At 64.1% G+C, this 17673-nt stretch carries 18 protein-coding genes; 14 read left to right on the forward strand and 4 right to left on the reverse strand.

Annotated elements, in window-relative coordinates; genetic code table 11:
• Window positions 1–3: 3 nt before the first annotated feature.
• Entirely contained in the window at window positions 4–990 is a 987-nt protein-coding gene (locus J2R99_RS11045) for an aldo/keto reductase (protein WP_307154535.1), read from the reverse strand.
• Between the two features lie 438 nt (window positions 991–1428).
• Here J2R99_RS11045 and J2R99_RS11050 point away from each other — a divergent pair, with 438 nt between their 5' ends.
• The 4 genes from J2R99_RS11050 to J2R99_RS11065 are packed head-to-tail and all read left to right on the forward strand — an operon-like array spanning window position 1429 to window position 5002.
• Complete coding sequence (locus J2R99_RS11050) at window positions 1429–2835, forward strand: arylsulfotransferase family protein (protein WP_307154536.1); 1407 nt, start codon at window positions 1429–1431, stop codon at window positions 2833–2835.
• Complete coding sequence (locus tag J2R99_RS11055; protein ID WP_307154537.1) at window positions 2832–3128, forward strand: hypothetical protein; 297 nt, start codon at window positions 2832–2834, stop codon at window positions 3126–3128. The genes J2R99_RS11050 and J2R99_RS11055 overlap by 4 nt, the downstream gene beginning before the upstream one ends.
• A complete protein-coding gene (locus tag J2R99_RS11060) occupies window positions 3115–3831 on the forward strand; it encodes a hypothetical protein (protein ID WP_092810442.1) in 717 nt (238 codons plus the stop codon). Before J2R99_RS11055 ends, J2R99_RS11060 begins: the two co-directional genes overlap by 14 nt.
• A gap of 19 nt (window positions 3832–3850) precedes the next feature.
• Window positions 3851–5002 carry a sulfotransferase gene (locus tag J2R99_RS11065; protein ID WP_307154538.1) on the forward strand — a complete coding sequence of 384 codons (1152 nt, stop codon included), beginning with the start codon at window positions 3851–3853 and terminating at the stop codon, window positions 5000–5002.
• A gap of 36 nt (window positions 5003–5038) precedes the next feature.
• Here J2R99_RS11065 and J2R99_RS11070 read toward each other — a convergent pair whose 3' ends face one another.
• Window positions 5039–5977 (reverse strand): ring-cleaving dioxygenase, encoded by a 939-nt coding sequence (locus J2R99_RS11070; RefSeq protein ID WP_307154539.1) that lies wholly within the window; start codon window positions 5975–5977, stop codon window positions 5039–5041.
• Window positions 5978–6168: 191 nt separating this feature from the next.
• On the opposite strand from J2R99_RS11070, the gene J2R99_RS11075 reads away from it, so the two are divergent.
• The 10 genes from J2R99_RS11075 (at window position 6169) to J2R99_RS11120 (ending at window position 15537) form a co-directional block, all read left to right on the forward strand.
• Entirely contained in the window at window positions 6169–6606 is a 438-nt protein-coding gene (locus tag J2R99_RS11075) for a DoxX family protein (RefSeq protein WP_307154540.1), read from the forward strand.
• 76 nt (window positions 6607–6682) lie between these two features.
• On the forward strand, window positions 6683–7630 hold the full coding sequence (locus tag J2R99_RS11080; protein ID WP_307154541.1) for a LysR family transcriptional regulator: 948 nt from the start codon (window positions 6683–6685) through the stop codon (window positions 7628–7630).
• A 134-nt stretch (window positions 7631–7764) separates the two neighbouring features.
• Window positions 7765–9000 carry an extracellular catalytic domain type 1 short-chain-length polyhydroxyalkanoate depolymerase gene (locus tag J2R99_RS11085; RefSeq protein WP_307154542.1) on the forward strand — a complete coding sequence of 412 codons (1236 nt, stop codon included), beginning with the start codon at window positions 7765–7767 and terminating at the stop codon, window positions 8998–9000.
• A gap of 87 nt (window positions 9001–9087) precedes the next feature.
• Window positions 9088–10185, forward strand: a complete 1098-nt coding sequence (locus J2R99_RS11090; protein WP_307154543.1) for a T6SS phospholipase effector Tle1-like catalytic domain-containing protein — start codon at window positions 9088–9090, stop codon at window positions 10183–10185.
• Between the two features lie 257 nt (window positions 10186–10442).
• A complete protein-coding gene (locus J2R99_RS11095; protein ID WP_307154544.1) occupies window positions 10443–10838 on the forward strand; it encodes a carboxymuconolactone decarboxylase family protein in 396 nt (131 codons plus the stop codon).
• A 100-nt stretch (window positions 10839–10938) separates the two neighbouring features.
• The gene (locus tag J2R99_RS11100) at window positions 10939–11814 is read left to right on the forward strand and encodes a DUF1028 domain-containing protein (RefSeq protein ID WP_307154545.1); all 876 of its coding nucleotides are present in this window, start codon (window positions 10939–10941) and stop codon (window positions 11812–11814) included.
• Window positions 11815–11890: 76 nt separating this feature from the next.
• Window positions 11891–12283, forward strand: a complete 393-nt coding sequence (locus J2R99_RS11105) for an MbcA/ParS/Xre antitoxin family protein (protein WP_307154546.1) — start codon at window positions 11891–11893, stop codon at window positions 12281–12283.
• Window positions 12280–12987 (forward strand): RES family NAD+ phosphorylase, encoded by a 708-nt coding sequence (locus tag J2R99_RS11110; RefSeq protein ID WP_307154547.1) that lies wholly within the window; start codon window positions 12280–12282, stop codon window positions 12985–12987. Before J2R99_RS11105 ends, J2R99_RS11110 begins: the two co-directional genes overlap by 4 nt.
• A 235-nt stretch (window positions 12988–13222) precedes the next feature.
• On the forward strand, window positions 13223–13843 hold the full coding sequence (locus J2R99_RS11115) for a hypothetical protein (RefSeq protein WP_307154548.1): 621 nt from the start codon (window positions 13223–13225) through the stop codon (window positions 13841–13843).
• 14 nt (window positions 13844–13857) lie between these two features.
• Complete coding sequence (locus J2R99_RS11120) at window positions 13858–15537, forward strand: methyl-accepting chemotaxis protein (protein WP_307154549.1); 1680 nt, start codon at window positions 13858–13860, stop codon at window positions 15535–15537.
• Window positions 15538–15778: 241 nt separating this feature from the next.
• On the opposite strand, the gene J2R99_RS11125 is transcribed toward J2R99_RS11120, so the two are convergent.
• Together J2R99_RS11125 and J2R99_RS11130 are read right to left on the reverse strand one after the other, a co-directional pair.
• The gene (locus J2R99_RS11125) at window positions 15779–16750 is read right to left on the reverse strand and encodes a branched-chain amino acid ABC transporter permease (RefSeq protein ID WP_307154550.1); all 972 of its coding nucleotides are present in this window, start codon (window positions 16748–16750) and stop codon (window positions 15779–15781) included.
• The gene (locus tag J2R99_RS11130; RefSeq protein WP_307154551.1) at window positions 16747–17637 is read right to left on the reverse strand and encodes a branched-chain amino acid ABC transporter permease; all 891 of its coding nucleotides are present in this window, start codon (window positions 17635–17637) and stop codon (window positions 16747–16749) included. The genes J2R99_RS11125 and J2R99_RS11130 overlap by 4 nt, the downstream gene beginning before the upstream one ends.
• Window positions 17638–17673: the final 36 nt, after the last annotated feature.

A 17673-nucleotide genomic window follows, 5' to 3' on the forward strand; every position in this document is an offset into this window, starting at 1 on the left:
TCCTCAGCGGCCGGTGGCCGCCATCAGATGTTCGGGATAGCGCTCGCCTTCGACGTCGATCTCGGCGAGAGCGGCACCGATGCGGCTCAAATCGTCCTCGCCGAGCTCGATCTCGGCCGAGGCGAGATTTTCCTCAAGCCGGTGGAGCTTGGTGGTGCCGGGGATCGGCACGATCCAGGGCTTTTGCGCAAGGAGCCAGGCGAGCGCGATCTGCGCCGGCGTCGCCTCCTTTTCCGCGGCGACCTGTTTCAGAAGCTCGATCAGCGCCTGGTTCTTCTCCATCGCTTCCGGCGTGAAGCGCGGCAGGAGGGCGCGGAAATCGGTCTCGCTGATCTTCGTATCCTTGCTCATGGCGCCGGTCAGGAAACCCTTGCCGAGCGGAGAATAGGGAACGAGGCCGATGCCGAGCTCCTCGCAGGCCTTAAGGATGCCGTTGGTTTCGACGCCCCGCGTCCACAGTGAGTATTCGTTTTGCACGGCGGTCACCGGCTGCACCGCATGCGCCCGGCGCAGGGTTTCCGCGCCCGGTTCCGACATGCCGAAATGCTTCACCTTGCCTTCGGCGATCAGGTCCTGGACGGCGCCGGCCACCTCCTCGATCGGCACGTCCGGGTCGACGCGGTGCTGATAAAAGAGGTCGATCTCGTCGATGCCGAGCCGCTTCAAGGATGCCTCGGCGACCTCCTTGATGTGTTTCGGCCGGCTGTTCATCCCCGCCTGCTTGCCGTCCACGATGTGGAAGCCGAATTTGGTGGCGATCACGACCTTGTCGCGCATGGGGCGCAAGGCCTCGCCGACGATTTCCTCGTTTGTGAAGGGGCCGTAGACCTCGGCCGTGTCGAAGAAGGTGACGCCCCGCTCCACGGCGGCACGGATGAGGGCCACGGCGTCGTTCTCTTTCGGGAAATCTGTGAAGCCGAAATTGAGGCCCATGCAGCCGAAGCCGAGGGCGGAGACCTCAAGGTGGTCGGCAAGCTTGCGTGTTTTCACGGTATCTCTCCATTGGAGGCTTTTCGAACTGGGCGGGATTCTCGAACGGGTATGTCCAGGGTGGCGTTTTTGAGGGGCGCAGAACCCAGTATCTTGTCGGTGGGTGCGGCCGGCGGGTGCGTGGGGTGGCAAGATGTATCCTGCCCTGGGCGGGCATCGATGTCATGCGCGGAAATCAGGTGAACGCGGGTTGGCGACCAGACGCAGGTCTCCGCTTACGCCTGTGCGCCTTCTTCATAAGTGAGCGCCGGCGGCGGGGCTTTGTCGGCGAGGGAAAGGCGTCTTGTGATGCTGCGCGCGGCCCGCGGTCTGTGCCGATTGCCGCAGCGCTGAGAAGGCCCGCAAAAAGGGCGGTGTTAGCCGTTTTGTGACCATATTGTTGCCCGAGGAGGCCGTTCTTCTTCCGCGATGTTCGCGGATTTACGGAGCGGGACAGGAATGGGCAGTTTGCCCCCCGAAAGGGGGATGGGGGAAGGCGACGACGGATCGTCCGCAGACCGGATTTTCAAGGCGGGATTTTTCATTTCGCTCGTGTTCATCGCCTTCGTTGCGGGGGCGATCATGACAACGGCGGGGGTGACGCCCGGCCCGCAGATCAGCGATGCCTATCTCGGCGGCAAGGCGCTCTATGATCGCGCCACGACGACGCAGAATCTCTACCTGACGGATCTCTGGTATCCCGAGCGCCGGTCCGACAAGGGCGTGACGGTGAACGATGCGGCACGCACCGAGCAGGGGCTGACGCTCTACACCTCGGGCGACGATGCGGTGGCGCGGCTGATCGCCATGGACGGGACGGTCGTGCACGAATGGCGGCGGCCCTACAGCTCCGTCTGGCACGAGGGCGCCGCCGTGAAGCGCCCGCAGCCCGACGCCTTCGTCTATTTCCGCAAGGCGATCGCCTATCCGAACGGCGATCTTCTCGTCGTCTACGAGGGGGCGGGCGACACGCCCTACGGCTACGGCGTCGCCAAGCTCGACAAGGATTCCAACGTCATCTGGAGCTATCTCGCCAACGCCCATCACGACATCGATGTCGGGCCGGACGGGCGGATCTACGTTATCACGCATGAATTCGTGAACGAAAAGCTCGACGGATTCGACAATTTCAAGCAGCCGCGGCTCGACGATTTTCTCGTCATCCTGTCGCCCGACGGACAAGAGCTGAAGAAGATCGCGCTCATTCAGGCGGTGGCGCGATCGGAATTCCGGCAGATGCTCTACACCGTGTCGGCCTTCGCCGTGTCGGACCCGCTGCACACCAACAATGTCGATTACATCACGGCGGAAGAGGCGGCGAATTTCCCCTATGCCAAAGAGGGGCAGCTTCTCGTTTCCTTCCGTGAACTCGGCGCCGTGGCGGTCCTCGACCCCGATGAGGAGACCATCACCTGGGCGAAGCGCTCCGACTGGCTCGGCCAGCACGATCCGGACATTCTGCCGAACGGCGATCTCATCCTTTTCGACAATTTCGGCAATTACGAGCGCGCCAATGCCCGCTCGCGCGTCATCGAGGTCAATCCGCGCACGTCCGAGATCGTCTGGGAATATGGCGGCACGCCCGAAGCGCCGCTCGACAGCATGATCCGCTCGGCGCAGCAGCGGCTCAAGAACGGCAATACGCTCATCACCGAATCCTCCGGCGGGCGGCTTCTGGAGGTGACGCGCGAGGGCGACATCGTCTGGGAGTACATCAATCCCGTGCGGGCCGAGACGCTCGCCGGCGAGACCGTGCCGCGCCTCTCCATCCTGTGCTGGGGGCAGCGACTGCCCCCCGATTATTTCGACGCCTCTTTCACCAGCTCGTTGCAGGCGACGAGCCAGACCGGGAAGAAAACGATATGAGACGGTTTGTGTTTTTTGCTGTGACCGCAGCACTCCTGCCTTCTGCCGCTTTCGCCTATGTGGGCCCGGGCGCGGGGCTCAGCCTTCTCGGCGCCTTGTGGGCGCTTGTCGCCGCGATCGGCCTTGCGATCAGCTTCGTCGTCGCCTGGCCGGTGCGTAAAATGATGCGCAATCGCCGCAAGGCGGGCGCCGCGCGACAGGAGAATGCCCCCGGTGCCGCGCCGCTTTCTTCCCAGGCCGCGACCGCAGAGCCGGCCGGCGTCAGCGAACGGACGGCGAATGGGGCTTCTTGATCTGCCGGCGCCGCTGTTCGGCTGGATCGACGGACAGCTGTCGCACATTCTGCCCTCCTTCCTGGTGGTCTTGATCTGGGCGTCGGTCGCCTCGATCGCCTCCATGGAGCTCTATCGGCTGTTGTCGCCGCAGGCGCGGATTGCGGAATTGCGGGTTGCGCTGAAAGGCGCGCAGGAACGGCTTGGCGAATTCGACGGGCCGTTCGAGGAAGCGGGCGGGCTCATCCGCAACATGCTGGGGCTTGCCCTGAAGCGGGTGTTTCTGGTGCTGCCATCGACGCTGATCGCCTCGCTGCCGCTTCTCACCCTCATTTTGTGGCTCGATTCCTCCTATGCGCGCACGATGCCGCCGGAGGGCCAGAGCGTCACCGTGCGGGCCTCGGGCAATTACGGCGGCGAATGGGTGGAGGACCGGCCGGCGCCGCGGGCGATCGTCAAGGATGCGAACGGGACGACGATCGCCGACGTGCCGGTGAAGGCGCCGGTGCCGGTCGTGCACAAGAAGCAATGGTGGAACTACATCATCGGCAATCCGATCGGCTACCTCGCCGACGAGGCGCCGGTCGACGAGATCGAGATCGATTTGCCGAAGCGGGAGATCGTCACGGCCGGGCCGTCCTGGGCACGCGGATGGGAGATCATCTTCTTCCCGGCGCTGATCCTGATGTCGTTTGCCGCAAAATCCATCCGCAGGATCGAATAGATGGCGCAGGATCGAATAGATGGCAAAGTCTGAGACGAGCGGCCCGAAGGTCAGCGGCTGGATGGATTTTCTGAGCGGCCTCGTGGAGCGGCATCCGAAGGCGTTTATCCGGCTCGGCGACTTCGAGACGCGGATGGCGCGCGAGCGCATCGCGGAGATGCGGGTGGAACGGCCGATCTATGTGACGGGGCTCGCGCGCTCCGGCAGCACGATGCTTCTCGAACTTCTTGCGACCCATCCCGATGTCGCGACGCATCGCTACCGCGATTTCCCGGCCGTGATGACGCCCTTTGCCTGGAACTGGTTCACCGACCATGCGGCGAGCGGCGAGGCTCCGGCGGAGGAACGGGCGCACAAGGACCGCATCCTGGTGACGCCGGAAAGCCCGGAAGCTTTCGAAGAGGTGATGTGGATGGCGTTCTTTGCCGGCCTGCACGATCCGGCGACGTCGGCCGTGCTCGACCGGGCGACCGCGCATCCAGAGTTCGAGCGCTTCTACCGCGAGCATATCGCCAAGCTTCTCGTGCTGCGTGGGGGGCGGCGCTATCTCGCCAAGGGCAATTACAACGTCACGCGGCTTTCCTATCTCCAGAAACTCTTTCCCGATGCGTGCTTCCTGGTGCCGGTGCGCGACCCGGTCTGGCATATCGCTTCTTTGATGAAGCAGCACCGGTTCTTCGTTGAAGCCGGCAAGGCCGATCCGCGCATCACGCGGCATCTGAGCCGCACCGGGCATTTCGAATTCGGCCTGGAGCGGCGGGCGATCGGGCTTGGCGACGGGCAGGCGCCCGAGATTATGCGGCTGTGGGCTGAAGAGCGGGACGTGGAAGGCTGGGCGCGTTACTGGGCGGCGCTCTATGGGCATGTCGCCGACAAGCTCGACGCCGATCCGACGGTCGCGGCGGCAACCCGCATCGTGCCCTATGAGCGGCTTTGTGCCGATCCGGCGCGCGAGATGGCGGCGATCGCCGGCCATTGCGGGCTTCAAGGCGGCAATCTGCCGGCGCTTGCGGCCGAGCGGATCAGCGAGCCTTCCTATTATCGGCCCGATTTTACGCCAGACGAGTTGAGGACGATTGCGGCGATCACCGAGGAAACCGCGATGCGCCTTGCTCGGCATGCCGCGGATGTGCCCGCCAAGGCGGAGGTGCGCGCCGTCGCAATGGCCTGAGGTGCCGGCGCGCCGGGGAGGGCGCGCCGGAGTTTTTCAGGCGAGCTCAGGCAGGACGGCTTCGATCTCCGTCCGCCGGGCCTCGTATTGGTCGGGCAGTTTCAAGGCCTGGCCGAGGTCCGTCTCGGTCTCGTCGATGGCAAAGCCCGGATCGTCGGTTGCGATCTCGAAGAGGACGCCGCCCGGCTCGCGGAAATAGACCGAGCGGAAATATTTGCGGTCCTTCTGCTCGGTCGTGGCGATGCGATGCACCTCGCGCAGGCGCCGCGCCATCGCCGTCTGGCCGTCCTCGTCGGCACGGAAGGCGATGTGATGGACGGAGCCCGCGCCCATGCGGCCGCGCAGGAACTCGCCGGCGGCATGCAGATCGACGAGGGTTCCAGGCGTTGCCGGGCTGCCGCCCTTCGCCTGAAAGCGCGCAAGCGAGCCGTCTTTGCCGGCGGCTTCAAAGCCCAGCACATCGGTCAGGATCTCCGCCGTCGGCTCCGCGTCCTTGAGGAGGAGCTTGACGCTGTGGATGCCGCGGATCGCGTGTTCCTGCGGGATCTCGCCATCCGACCAGCCGGGCTCGGCCTCCGCGCCCGCAACGCCGACGAGCGAGAGATGCGTGCCGTCGGGATCGGTGAAGGAGATCGCCGTGTCGCCGAAGAGTTTCGTCGGCGCCTCATGGGCGACGCCCTTTTCGACGAGGCGCTGCGCCCAGAAGCCGAGCGAGGCCTCCGGGACAAGAAAGCGCGTTTCCTGCGTTTCGCCGATGCCGGCGCGACCGGGAGCGGCATGCTCCAGCGGGAAGAAGGTGAGGATGGTGCCCGGATGGCCGGCTTCGTCGCCATAATAGAAATGGTAGCCGCCGGGATCGTCGAAATTTACCGTCTTCTTGACAAGGCGCATGCCGAGGATGCGGGTGAAGAAATCGAGATTGCGTCGCGCCGAAGCCGCGATCGCGGTCACGTGGTGGATGCCGTTGTGGCGCATGGTGAAGCTCCAATCAGACGCGCCCCGTGAAGAACGCGTTCTTTCGTTACCCCGACAGATAGTCCGGGGGCGGGCGATTGCGATGGGGAAGACATTGCGCTGATGCAATGATATATGTGCAAAGAAGCCGTTTGAATTGCATGTGGGGAATGTTCAGTTTCGGGGAAGAACAACCGAAATTGGAGCGACAGATGATCGATACCCGCCTTGCCCCCTATGGCGCCTTCCTCCTGCGCATCGCGCTCGGCGTGATGCTCATCGCCCATGCTTATATGAAGATCGTGACCTTCACCGTTCCGGGCTTTGAAGGCTTTTTGAGCCAGCTCGGCCTTCCGACCCTCTTCGCCTGGCCGATCATTCTCGGCGAACTTTTTGGCGGCCTGGCGCTGATCGCCGGCGTTTACAGCCGCCTCATCTCCATCCTGGTTCTGCCGATCCTGTTGGGCGCCATCTGGGTGCATGCGCCGAACGGCTGGAGCTTCTCCGCGGCCAATGGCGGCTGGGAATATCCGGCGTTCCTGTCGGTGGCGGCTCTCGTTCAGGCGCTGATCGGCGATGGTGCTTTTGCGCTTCGCCGCACGGTGCTGCCGGTGTCCGCCCATGCGGGCCGGGTCGCGGAAGCCGCATGAGGCTTCGCGACAAATTTCGAAAAGACCGGCCGCGCTCTCTTCGGGAGCGCGGCCGCAATTCTGTTTGAGGGAAAGATTGGTCGAGCCGTTCAAGAATCTCGCCTGGGATGATTTTCGCCTGATCAAGGCGATTGCCGAAGCCGGCCGGCTTCCGGCCGCGGCCGAGCTTCTCGGTATCAACCATTCGACCGTGTTTCGCCGCCTCGGGCAGATCGAGGCGACGCTCGGGGTGAGCCTCTTTGAACGCCATCGCACCGGCTATGTGCCGACGGCGGTGGGCGAGGAGATGGTGGAGCTCGCCAGCGACATCGACGAGCGCATCACCGGCTTCGGACGCAAGGTCGCCGGCGCCGAGGTGGTGCCGGAGGGCGAGGTGCGCGTGACGACGAGCGATACGCTTCTGACGCATCTCTTCACGCCGCTGTTTGCGCGCTTTCGCGAGAAGGAACCGCGGGTGCGTCTCGACATCGTCGTTTCCAACCAGGCGCTCAATCTTTCCAAGCGGGATGCCGACGTGGCGATCCGGGCGACCGACAATCCGCCCGAGAACCTGGTCGGGCGGCGCGTGGCCCGCATCAATTGGGGGCTTTACGGACGGGCGGCCGATTTTGCCGATGCGGAAGAGGTGGAGGTCACGAACCTGTTCGAGCGGCCATGGGTGGCGCTTGGCGATCGGATGGCGGGGCTCAAGGCGGTGCGCTTCGTCCACGAGCACGTGCCGGCGGAGAAGATCGTCTACCGCATCAGCAGCGTTCTCGGCCTTGCCGAGGCGATCGCGGAGGGGATCGGCATCGGGCATCTGCCCTGCTTTATCGGCAATGCCGAGCCCGGTTTGACGCGGCTTGCCTCCGCCGAACCCGCGTTTGCCACAGATCTCTGGCTTCTGACGCATCCGGATCTGCGCCATGCCGCACGCATCCGCGCACTTCTCGACTTTCTGGCCGCGGAAATCGCGCGCGATCGCGATTTCATCGAGGGCCGGAGCGGGGAAGGGCGGCAGGCTGGCACCAGCGCCGGCGGGTAAGATCCTCTCCGATCATTAATTTGGAAAGAGTTTCACCTCTGGTTGCAGCGCGCTATTGTGCACTGCAGCAACCTTATTGATGCGCCGGCGTTTTCCTGTGCCGTCACAGAAAGCGCGGCTGCAGAGGAACGACGTTGAGAAACCTGTCTGACACGATTGCCCGGCTTTCCGCTTTGAAGGGATTTCATGTTCCGCGCGGGCCGGTGGTGGACCGCCTTTTTGACATTGCGCGCTTCGGGTCCAACCCGGGGTCGCTGCGTGCGCGGGCCTATGTTCCCGACGACCTTCCCGAAGAGGCCGCGCTCGTCGTGGTGCTGCATGGATGCACGCAAAGTGCGGCCGGCTATGACCACGGCTCGGGCTGGTCGCGGCTTGCCGACGAGACAAAATTCGCCCTTTTGTTTCCCGAGCAGACGCGCGGCAACAACCCCAATCTCTGTTTCAACTGGTTCCAGGACGGCGATATTCGCCGCGGTTCCGGCGAGGCGCTGTCGATCCGCCAGATGGTGGAGCATATGGTCGTGACCTACCGGCTCGACCGGCGTCGCATCTTCGTCACCGGCCTGTCGGCGGGCGGCGCGATGGCGGGCGTGATGCTCGCGACCTATCCGGAGGTTTTCGCCGGCGGCGCGCTCATTGCCGGAATTCCCTATGGCAGCGCCACCTCCATGCCGGCCGCCTTCGACCGGATGCGCGGCCACGGCCTGCCCGGCGAAGAGGAGCTGCAGGCGGCCGTGCGCGGCGCTTCCGACCATGACGGGCCCTGGCCGATCATTTCGCTGTGGCATGGCACCGGCGACCGGACCGTCGATCCGATCAATGTGGAAGCCACGCTGGCGCAATGGCGGGCGCTGCATCACGTCGCCGCCGAACCCGACCGGACGGACGAGGTCGAAGGCTATCCGCACCGGGTCTGGCACGACCGCAACGGCCGCGAAGTGATCGAGGAATTTTCCATCACCGGCATGGGTCACGGCACGCCCATCGAGGCGGACGGGCCGAACGGCTACGGCGCGCCGGCGCCCTTCATGCTCGACGTCGATATTTCATCGACGCTGCATATTGCGCGCTTCTTCGGGCTGGTCACGGAAACTGAGGGTGCGCGCAAACGCAAGGCGATCATGCGGATGGCTGCGACGCCTTTGCGGGCGGCGGCGCAGCCGCTCCAGAACGGCGTCGCCCCGACACCAGAGATGCGGACGCCAGAGATGCGGACGACACAGAGGCGCGCGGCTGGGGAGCGGGGAGCCCAGGAGCGCATGGCCGAGGATGGTGGGCGCGCCAGCCGGAACAAAGGCTCCGGACCCTCCGTCTCCGGTGTCGGCAAGGTGATCGAGGATGCGCTGCGCAAGGCCGGATTGATGCGCTGAGTTTCGGGTGCGGCGTGTGCCGGTCTTTCGCCGCCTGACATCTGCGATCTTGTGATAAATTCCCTCCGGGAGACGCCGGAGGGGGCAATGCCCAAGAATATCGTCATTCTCTTCGACGGAACGTCGAACGAAATCTCCGAAGATCGTACCAATATCCTGCGCCTTTACGGCACGCTGGAGAAAAGCGACGAGCAGCTCGTCTGGTACGATCCGGGCGTCGGCACGCTCGCCGCCGACAATTCGTGGGTGCGCTGGTGGCCGCGGGTCGTCGAATTCTGGGGCATGGCGACGGGCTGGGGCCTCGATGAGAACGTCAAGGAAGCCTACCGGTTTCTCGCCGAAAACTGGGAGACAGGCGACCGGATCTATCTCTTCGGCTTCAGTCGGGGCGCCTATTCGGCCGCCGTGCTCGCCGGCTTCATCCACGCGATCGGCGTTCTCGAGACGCGCAATTTCAACCTCCTCGACTATGCCTACCGCGCCTATCGCAGCGTCGGGGCCGAGCGTGAGACGAAGCTGGACGAGATCCGGCTCTACAACCGCGTCCTGCAGACCGAGCATCCGCCGATCCGGCTTCTCGGGCTCTTCGACACGGTCGCTTCCCTCATCGAGCATGGCGGCTATCGCATCCGGCTGCGCTCGCATGCCTTCACCACGGCCAATCCGAGCGTGGAAAGCGTGCGCCACGCCGTGGCGATCGACGAGATCCGTGTCATGTTCCGTGCGCAGCTCTGGCCGGAGACGGAGAGCCAGGATGTGCGCGAGGTTTGGTTTGCCGGCGTGCATGGCGATGTCGGCGGCGGCTATCCGGAGGCGGAGAGCGGGCTCGCCAAGGTACCGCTCGCCTGGATGATCGGCGAGACGGCGGATATGGGGCTCGTCTATTCCGAAGAGCTGGTGCGGCGCCTCGTCTGCGGCGAGGGAGCAACGAAATACGAAGAGCCCGATCCGCTCGGCAAACGGCACAATTCGATGAACTGGTTCTGGGCGATCTTCGAATTTCTGCCGCGGCTGTGCGCGCCGGGATCGGGCGGGCGGCGCTTTCTCGGTCTCGCCTGGCCCGCCTTCTTCTCGGGCCGCAAGATCGCGTCGGGCGCCCGCATTCACCGCTCGGTCATCGTCCGCCGCGACCGGCTCGGCGAGATGCACAAGAACCTGCCGGAGGAGTTCGTGGTGGAGGGCTAAGCCTCGGTCACGTGGCTCAAGGATTGCGCAGTTCGATGGGCCATCCGACCTGCGTCACCCTTAGACCTTGCTGTTGGCGCCATCTGCGGAAATGCTTCTCTTCGCCGACATGGCCTCTCTTCGGCGGGTGCCGAAGATGCTTTGTATGTGTCTTCCTGCCGCGGCCGAAACAGGTCCGCCGTGGTTGCGCTCCTGTCTGGCGAAGGCAGCGGTGCATCATGCATTTCCAGGCAGGCTTGCCCGTGGGGTGGGCTGAGATGAATCTGACCGAAGAAAAAATAAAATGCAGTGTCGCTGAAAGAAAGAGATCGCATCTGAAGCTCCTTCGGCACGCCGCGACCTATGAAAGCTTTCTCGATGTCGAGAAGGCTGCATTCAAGGCAGGCGCGCTTGATGTGAAAGCGAAAGAACTGATGGCTTTGTCGATTTCGATCGTTACGAAATGCGAGCCGTGCATGGAGTGGCACCTGCATCAAGCGCTGACGCACGGGGCGAGCGAGGCGGAAATCTACGAGACAATCGACGTGGCCATCGAGATGGGGGGTGGACCAGCTGCGGCCTATGCCCGGTTTGTCGTCACTGCTCTTGAGCTTGCACGAGGCGAGACGAAGGATTCCAGTTCCGCGGACGAGGACGAACTTTCCCGCGGGTGAGACGGAGTGCCGTCTGCGCGAGAGCGCTGAAAGTCGGTTGCGTGCGCTGGCGAGGGCGGGCCGGCCTTTTGGGGCCCGCCGTCATCGGCTATCACAGGCCATGACCTATTCCATTCTGGCCCGAGAGCCCGAGACCGGGGCGCTCGGCATCGCCGTGCAGTCGAAATTTCCGGGCGTCGCCAATCTCATCTGCCATGGACGGGCGGGCGTCGGGGTGATCGCGACGCAGGCCTTTTCCAATCCAGATCATGGGACGAGGGGGCTCGACCTTCTGGCGCTCGGCGTGCCGCCGGAGACGGTGCTCGATCTGCTTTTGGCCGAAGATGCGGCCGCCGGTGAACGCCAGATCGCCATCCTGTCCGCCGATGGGCGGGCGGCGCAGCACACCGGCGAGGCGGTCGAGAGCTGGGACGGGGCCGCCTCGGTTGCTTTCGGAGACAATGCGATCGCGCATGGCAATTCGCTCACCTCCGAGGACGTGCCGGCGGCGATGGTGGCGCGCTTTGAACGTGGCGAGGGCGATTTTCAGGAGCGGCTGATTGCGGCCCTTGTTGCCGGCGAGGAGGCGGGTGGGGAACTGCGCGGCGTGCAATCGGCGGGATTGCAGGTGTTTCTGGCCGGGGCCGGCTATGGCGGGCGGCAGGGCAAGGCCGTCGATATCTCCATATACGATCATACCGATCCCATTTCGGAGCTATCGCGCTGCTACCGGCTCCACCGTCTTTCCTATTTCGGATCCGATCCCGACAATCTCGTTCAAATTGACGGCAAAATCGCTCCATATTTAATTCGATTGCTGATGCGCGAGGGCTATCTCGATCCGGATAGCTCCAATTCGGCGGGTATCTGGGGGCCGGAGAAGATCGCCGCGATGGCGCGCTTCATGGGTGTCGAAAATTACGACAATCGCATCCGCGACGACGATCTCATCGATACGGAAGTGTTGAGCGACATCCGGGCGCGCAAGGGCGGCTGAGGGCGTTCGCCGGAGATTTTGCTCATATGGTCTTGTCAACTGGGTCATATGACCTAGTTTTGCGTGTCGGGAGACCATGATGGAAGACGCGCTCAAAGAGCCTTCGACGGAAGATGTGCGGGCGGTCGCCTTGAAGGCGGTGGGCCGCATCGCCGATTCATGGTCGCTGACGGGGCGCGAGGCGGCCTTGCTCGCCGACATGTCGGAATCGACCTGGAAGCGGGCGCGCAGGCCGAGCTTTGCCGGCGATCTTACCCGCGATCAGATGCTCAGGCTCAGCGCCATCGTCGGCCTCTACAAATCGCTCGAACTCTATTTCAATCCGCCGATCGCGCGCCAATGGGTCAGGCTCCCCAACAAGGGGCCGGAATTCGACGGGCGCCGGCCGATCGATGCGATGATCGCAGGGGGGCTGCCGAAAATCCTGCGCGTGCGCAATTACGTCGATGCCCTGCGGGGCGGGGCGTGAGGGTCACCGCTCTCGATGCGCGCGGGCTCGTTCGTCTCATTTCGCAAACGCATCACAAGCCGCCGGTGCTGCGCGGCCTCGTCGACAGCGACGAGGAGGCGGAGATTTTGGCGGAGCTCGAAGGCGAAACCAGCGCCCGGCTGATCGCGGAGCGTGAGGGGAGCCCGGCGCTCGATCGCCGCGAACTGGTTTTCGCCCGCCGCGCGCACGATCTCAAAGTCTATGGCGAGAGCCATATCAACGCCGCCTTCACCTATACGCGCCCGACCGGCAACCGCTTCAATTCCGGCGAGCGCGGCGCCTGGTACGCGGCCGACGACGTGGTGACGGCGACCGCCGAGGTCGGCTTCCACCGCACGCGAGAGCTCGGCTTCATCGGCCGCTTCGACGACGAAGCGCATTATGTTGAGCTTCTCGCCGATTTCATCGGCGATTTTCCGGAGATCGAGACGGGTAAAGCGGTGCGGGAGAGGGAGGCGGCGGCGCTCGATCCCGATCCCGCGGTCGGCTATCCGGCGGGACAGGCGCTCGCTGCTCAACTGTGCCGCGACGGCTATCGCGGCCTTCTCTATCCGTCCGTTCGCCGGCCAAGCGGGTGCTGCTTCGTCGCCTTCGATCCGGGCATCATCCAGAACGTGCGGCCTGGCGCGGCCTGGACGCTCGTCTGGCATGGCAGCCCGGAGTTTTCCGTGGAGGGGCGCTAGAGCGTGTCGTTCCTGGGCGGCGGAGATTCTTGTTCCAGCAAAGATGTGACGCGTCCGGGCCTGACTGTCTGATTGCTGGCGGCGTGATTTGGCGCGCGCCAAGAGATGCCGTCAGGATCGGCTCAAGAAAAACGTACAAAAGCGGCCGTAACTCTCGGAGAAAACCTCCAGCCTCACGACAGCCTGAGATTTTATGGGTGCCAAGACCGAATTCTTTGCTTGGAATGAGACGCCCATGCTCCGACTTGCCATGGCCGCCCTTGTGGCGGTTCCAGCCTTCGCCGCAAAAGCGGAACCTGTCCCGTCCGGTTCCGTGGCGCCCGATCCAAAACGGCTCATCGACGCCCAAGTGATGGACGACATCCGGACATGGATGGATTCGGAAGTCGTGCGTCTCTCTGTTCGGACCCAGAACCAGCGCTATGGCGCGCTCGACCAGGCCATGATCGATCAGCTCGACACGCAATGGAAAGCGGAGCGCGAGGCGGCCGACAAGCCGTTGATCGCGGCGACGCTGTCGAACCCGCTGTCGGTCTATCTGACGCGGATGCAGGGCCAGTCGGCCGGCCTCTTCGTCGAGATCTTCGTGATGGACGACAAGGGGCTGAATGTCGGGCAGTCGTCGATTACGGGCGATTTCTGGCAGGGCGACGAGGCGAAGTTTCAGGAGACGTTCCCGAATGGCGCAGGCGCCGTCTTCATCGACGAGCCCGAATGGGACGACGCGCTGAACATCTGGCGGGCGCAGGTGAACATGACGCTTGCCGAAGAAACCGACAAGACGCCGATCGGTGCCGTCACTGTCGAAGTGAATCTGACTGAGCTGGCGCGCCGCAAGCTCGCCATCGCCCAGTGATCGGAGATCTGACCGTGCTCAACAACATGTCCGTCACGCTGAAAGCGATCCTGGCCTTCACGGTTTTGACCGTGATCGGCCTCGCGCTCAACACCGTGATCTATCTCCAGGCCGTAGAGGCCGAACGCGCCGTTGGCAATTACGGCGAGCTTCAGAATTCGATCATCGAGATCAGCAAGCTCGAGGGCGTCATCGACGACCAGTCCGTCGGCCTCAAAAACTTCCTTCTGACAGGCGACCGCGACTGGGTTGACCGGATCGAGGCGAAACGAGCGGACACCGAGGCCCTCGCGGCCGAGATCGCGCCGATGCTCGCCTATCTGGAGGTCGCCGACCATATCGGCGACGCCATGACGAAGTGGCGCCAATGGTATCAGGATTTCGTCGTGCGCCAGATCGCTCTGATGCGCGATCCGATGACCGTCGATCTCGCCAAGGCGATCGAAGCGGCCGGCAACGGTCAGGCGGCCTTTCAGGCGGTGCGGGCCGATATCAAGCTGGCTCTCTCAGAGCTGGCCGAGCAGCAGAGCGTTCTGGCGAGTGCCCAGAACCGCGCCTTGTCGATGGTGGAAACGGTGGCGATCGTCAGCGCCGTGATCAGCGCGCTCTGCGCCGTTCTCTTCGGCATCTTCAATCATCTGAGCGTCGTGCGTCCGCTCGGCAGCCTCGCGAAGGTCACCCAGGCCCTGTCTGAGGGCGAGACCGGCATGACGCTGACGGAGGTGAAGCGCGCCGACGAGATCGGGCGGATGCACAATGCGCTGTCCATCTTCCGTGCGAGCCTGGTGCGGGCGCGGGAATTGGAGACCGCCTCGGCCGAAGAGCGCGAGGCCGCGAACCGGCAGCGCCGCGAAGCGATGCTGCGTCTGGCCGATGAGTTCGAGGCCTCCGTTCTCAGCCTTTCCAGCGAGATCAGCTCCGCCTCGCAGCATCTGGAGGAGACGGCAGGTCTTCTGCAGGAGGTCTCAAGTTCCACGAGCGAGCAGTCGCTGACGGTGTCGTCGGCGGCCGAGCAGGCGACCAACAATGTCCAGACGGTGGCCAGCGCCACCGAGGAATTATCCGCCTCCACGCGCGACATCAGTGCCCAGATCGAAGCCTCCTCAAAGGTTGCCCGCACGGCCGCCGACGAGGTGGAGCGGTCGAGCCAGGCGGTCGACGGCCTCAATGCGGTCGTGCGGCGGATCGGCGACGTGACGCAGCTCATCACCGACATCGCCTCGCAGACCAATCTTCTGGCGCTCAATGCGACGATCGAGGCGGCGCGGGCCGGCGAGGCGGGCAAAGGCTTTGCCGTCGTCGCCGCCGAGGTGAAGGCTCTCGCCGAGCAGACGGCCAAGGCGACGGAGGAAATCAACCGTCAGATCGCCGACATCCGGTCAGCGGCGGACGTGTCCATCGAAGCGACGCAGTCCATCGCCGAGATGGTGCGCGACATCGCCCAGCGCTCCGACGAGATTGCGGCCTCCACCGAGCAGCAGAACGCCGCCACGAGCGAGATCGCCCGCAACATCACCGAGGCCGCGACCGGCACTCAGGAGGTCAGCGCGTCGATCGGCAAGGTGTCGGAATCGGCGATGCGGACCGGCGATGCGAGCACCGAACTGCGCAAGTCGGTCGGCGATCTCGATACGCGGCTCGGCTCGCTGCGTGGCGCGATGGACCAGTTCCTGGAAAATGTTCGTGCCGCATAAGGCCCGACTCGGGTAAGGCCGGAGTGACAGTGGAGCGGGCGTCGGCCCGCTCCGGAGCATCGCTCATTTTGAGGGAAACGATTCTTTTTCGCGTTCGGCAAGGCGATCCGGCAAGAGAGGCGCAAAGCGCGATGCGGGCACCGGGCGAGCGGCTTGAGGCAGCGGATCGCCGCCGACGCGAAATTTAACTGGCTCGGGTGCAACCCCAAGCCCCGCGATAGAGTGGTTCATCCGAACCGCTCTATCGTCGCGTCCGGGCTAGAATTTCGCCGACGATGCCGCGGCGGAAGGTGAGGACGCAGATGACGAAGATCGCGCCCATGACGACCGTCACCCAGGAGCCGATCGTCGACAGATAGTTCTGCAGCGCGATGACGATGCCGGCGCCGACGACGGGTCCGAGAATGGTGCCCATGCCGCCGATCAAAGTCATCAGCACGACTTCCCCCGACATATGCCAGTTGACGTCCGTCAGGGTGGCGCTTTGGAAGACGATCGCCTTCGTCGCGCCGGCAAGACCGGTGATCGCGGCCGACATGGTGAAAGCGAGCACTTTCAGGAGCGCGACCGGATAGCCGAGCGAGATCATGCGCGGCTCGTTCTCGCGGATGCCTTTCAAGGCCTGGCCGAAGGGTGAATGGACGGTGCGGTAGAGGACGAAGAAGCCCGCGGCAAAGATCACGGCCACGAAATAGTACATGGTCAGCGTGTCGCGCAGATCGATGAGCCCGAAGACCGTGCCGCGGGGGATGCCCTGGATGCCGTCCTCGCCATGGGTGAAGGGCGCCTGCAGGCAGAAGAAGAAGACCATCTGGGCGAGCGCCAGCGTGATCATGGCGAAATAGATGCCCTTCTGGCGGATGGCGATCGCCCCGAAGACGAGGCCCATCACCCCGGCCGTCACAGTGCCGGCCGCAATGCCGAAGACGGTGCCGAGCTCCCAGACCTTGACGGCATGGCCCGCCACATAGGCCGCCATACCGAAGAAGGCGGCGTGGCCGAAGGAGAGAAGCCCGACATAGCCCAGCATCAGATTGAAGGCGCAGGCGAAGAGGGCGAAGCACAAAAGCTTCATCAGGAAGATCGGATAGATGCCGAGGAAGGGCGCGACCGCGAGGGCGGCGATGCCGACGGCTGCAATCAGATAGCCGGCGAGGCGGTGCCTGCGAAACGTGTCGTCGCTGAGTTCCACATTGGATGTGGTGTCGGTCATTCGCGGGGCCTCCCGAAAAGGCCGTTCGGCCGCAAGATGAGAACGATCGCCATGATGACGAAGACGACGGTGGAGGAGGCCTCCGGGTAGAAGGTCTTCGTCAGGCCTTCGACGATGCCGATGCCAAGCCCGGTGAGGATGGAGCCGAGGATGGAGCCGAGGCCGCCGATGACGACGATGGCGAAGACGACGATGATGAGATGCTGTCCCATGATCGGGCTCACCGTATAGACGGGCGCGGCGAGAACGCCGGCAAAGGCCGCCAGCGCCACGGCGAAACCGTAGGTGAGCGTCATCATCAGGGGCACGTTGATGCCAAAGGCACGCACCAGCTCACGGTTTTCGACCGCGGCGCGCAGATAGGCGCCGAGACGCGTGCGCTCCACCAGAAGCCAGGTGCCGACGCAGACGAGAAGCGAGGCGACGATGACCCAGGCGCGGTAAGTCGGCAGGAACATGAAGCCGAGATTGTGTCCGCCGGTCAGGATCTCGGGCGGGGCGTAGGGCTGGCCGGAGACGCCGTAGAAATTGATGAAGGTGCCCTCGATGATGAGGGCGAGGCCGAAGGTCAGAAGCAGGCCGTAGAGATGGTCGAGGTCATAAAGGCGCGACAGCATGGTGCGCTCGATGACGATGCCGAAGACGCCGACGATCAACGGGGCGACCAGGAGGCTCGGCCAGTAGCCGATGCCGAGATGATGCAACAAGAGCCAGGCGACGAAGGCGCCCATCATATAGAGCGCCCCATGGGCGAAATTGATGACGTTCAAGACGCCGAAGATGACGGCCAGGCCGAGGCTCAACAGCGCGTAGAACGAGCCGTTGATGAGCCCGATCAGGAGCTGCCCGAACAACAGGGGCGCCGGCACACCCAGGATTTCCTGCATAAGAGCCTTTCCTTGGTTGGGGGGACCCGGCGTTAG

This window comes from Rhodopseudomonas julia (assembly GCF_030813515.1).
Lineage (GTDB): Bacteria > Pseudomonadota > Alphaproteobacteria > Rhizobiales > Afifellaceae > Afifella > Afifella julia.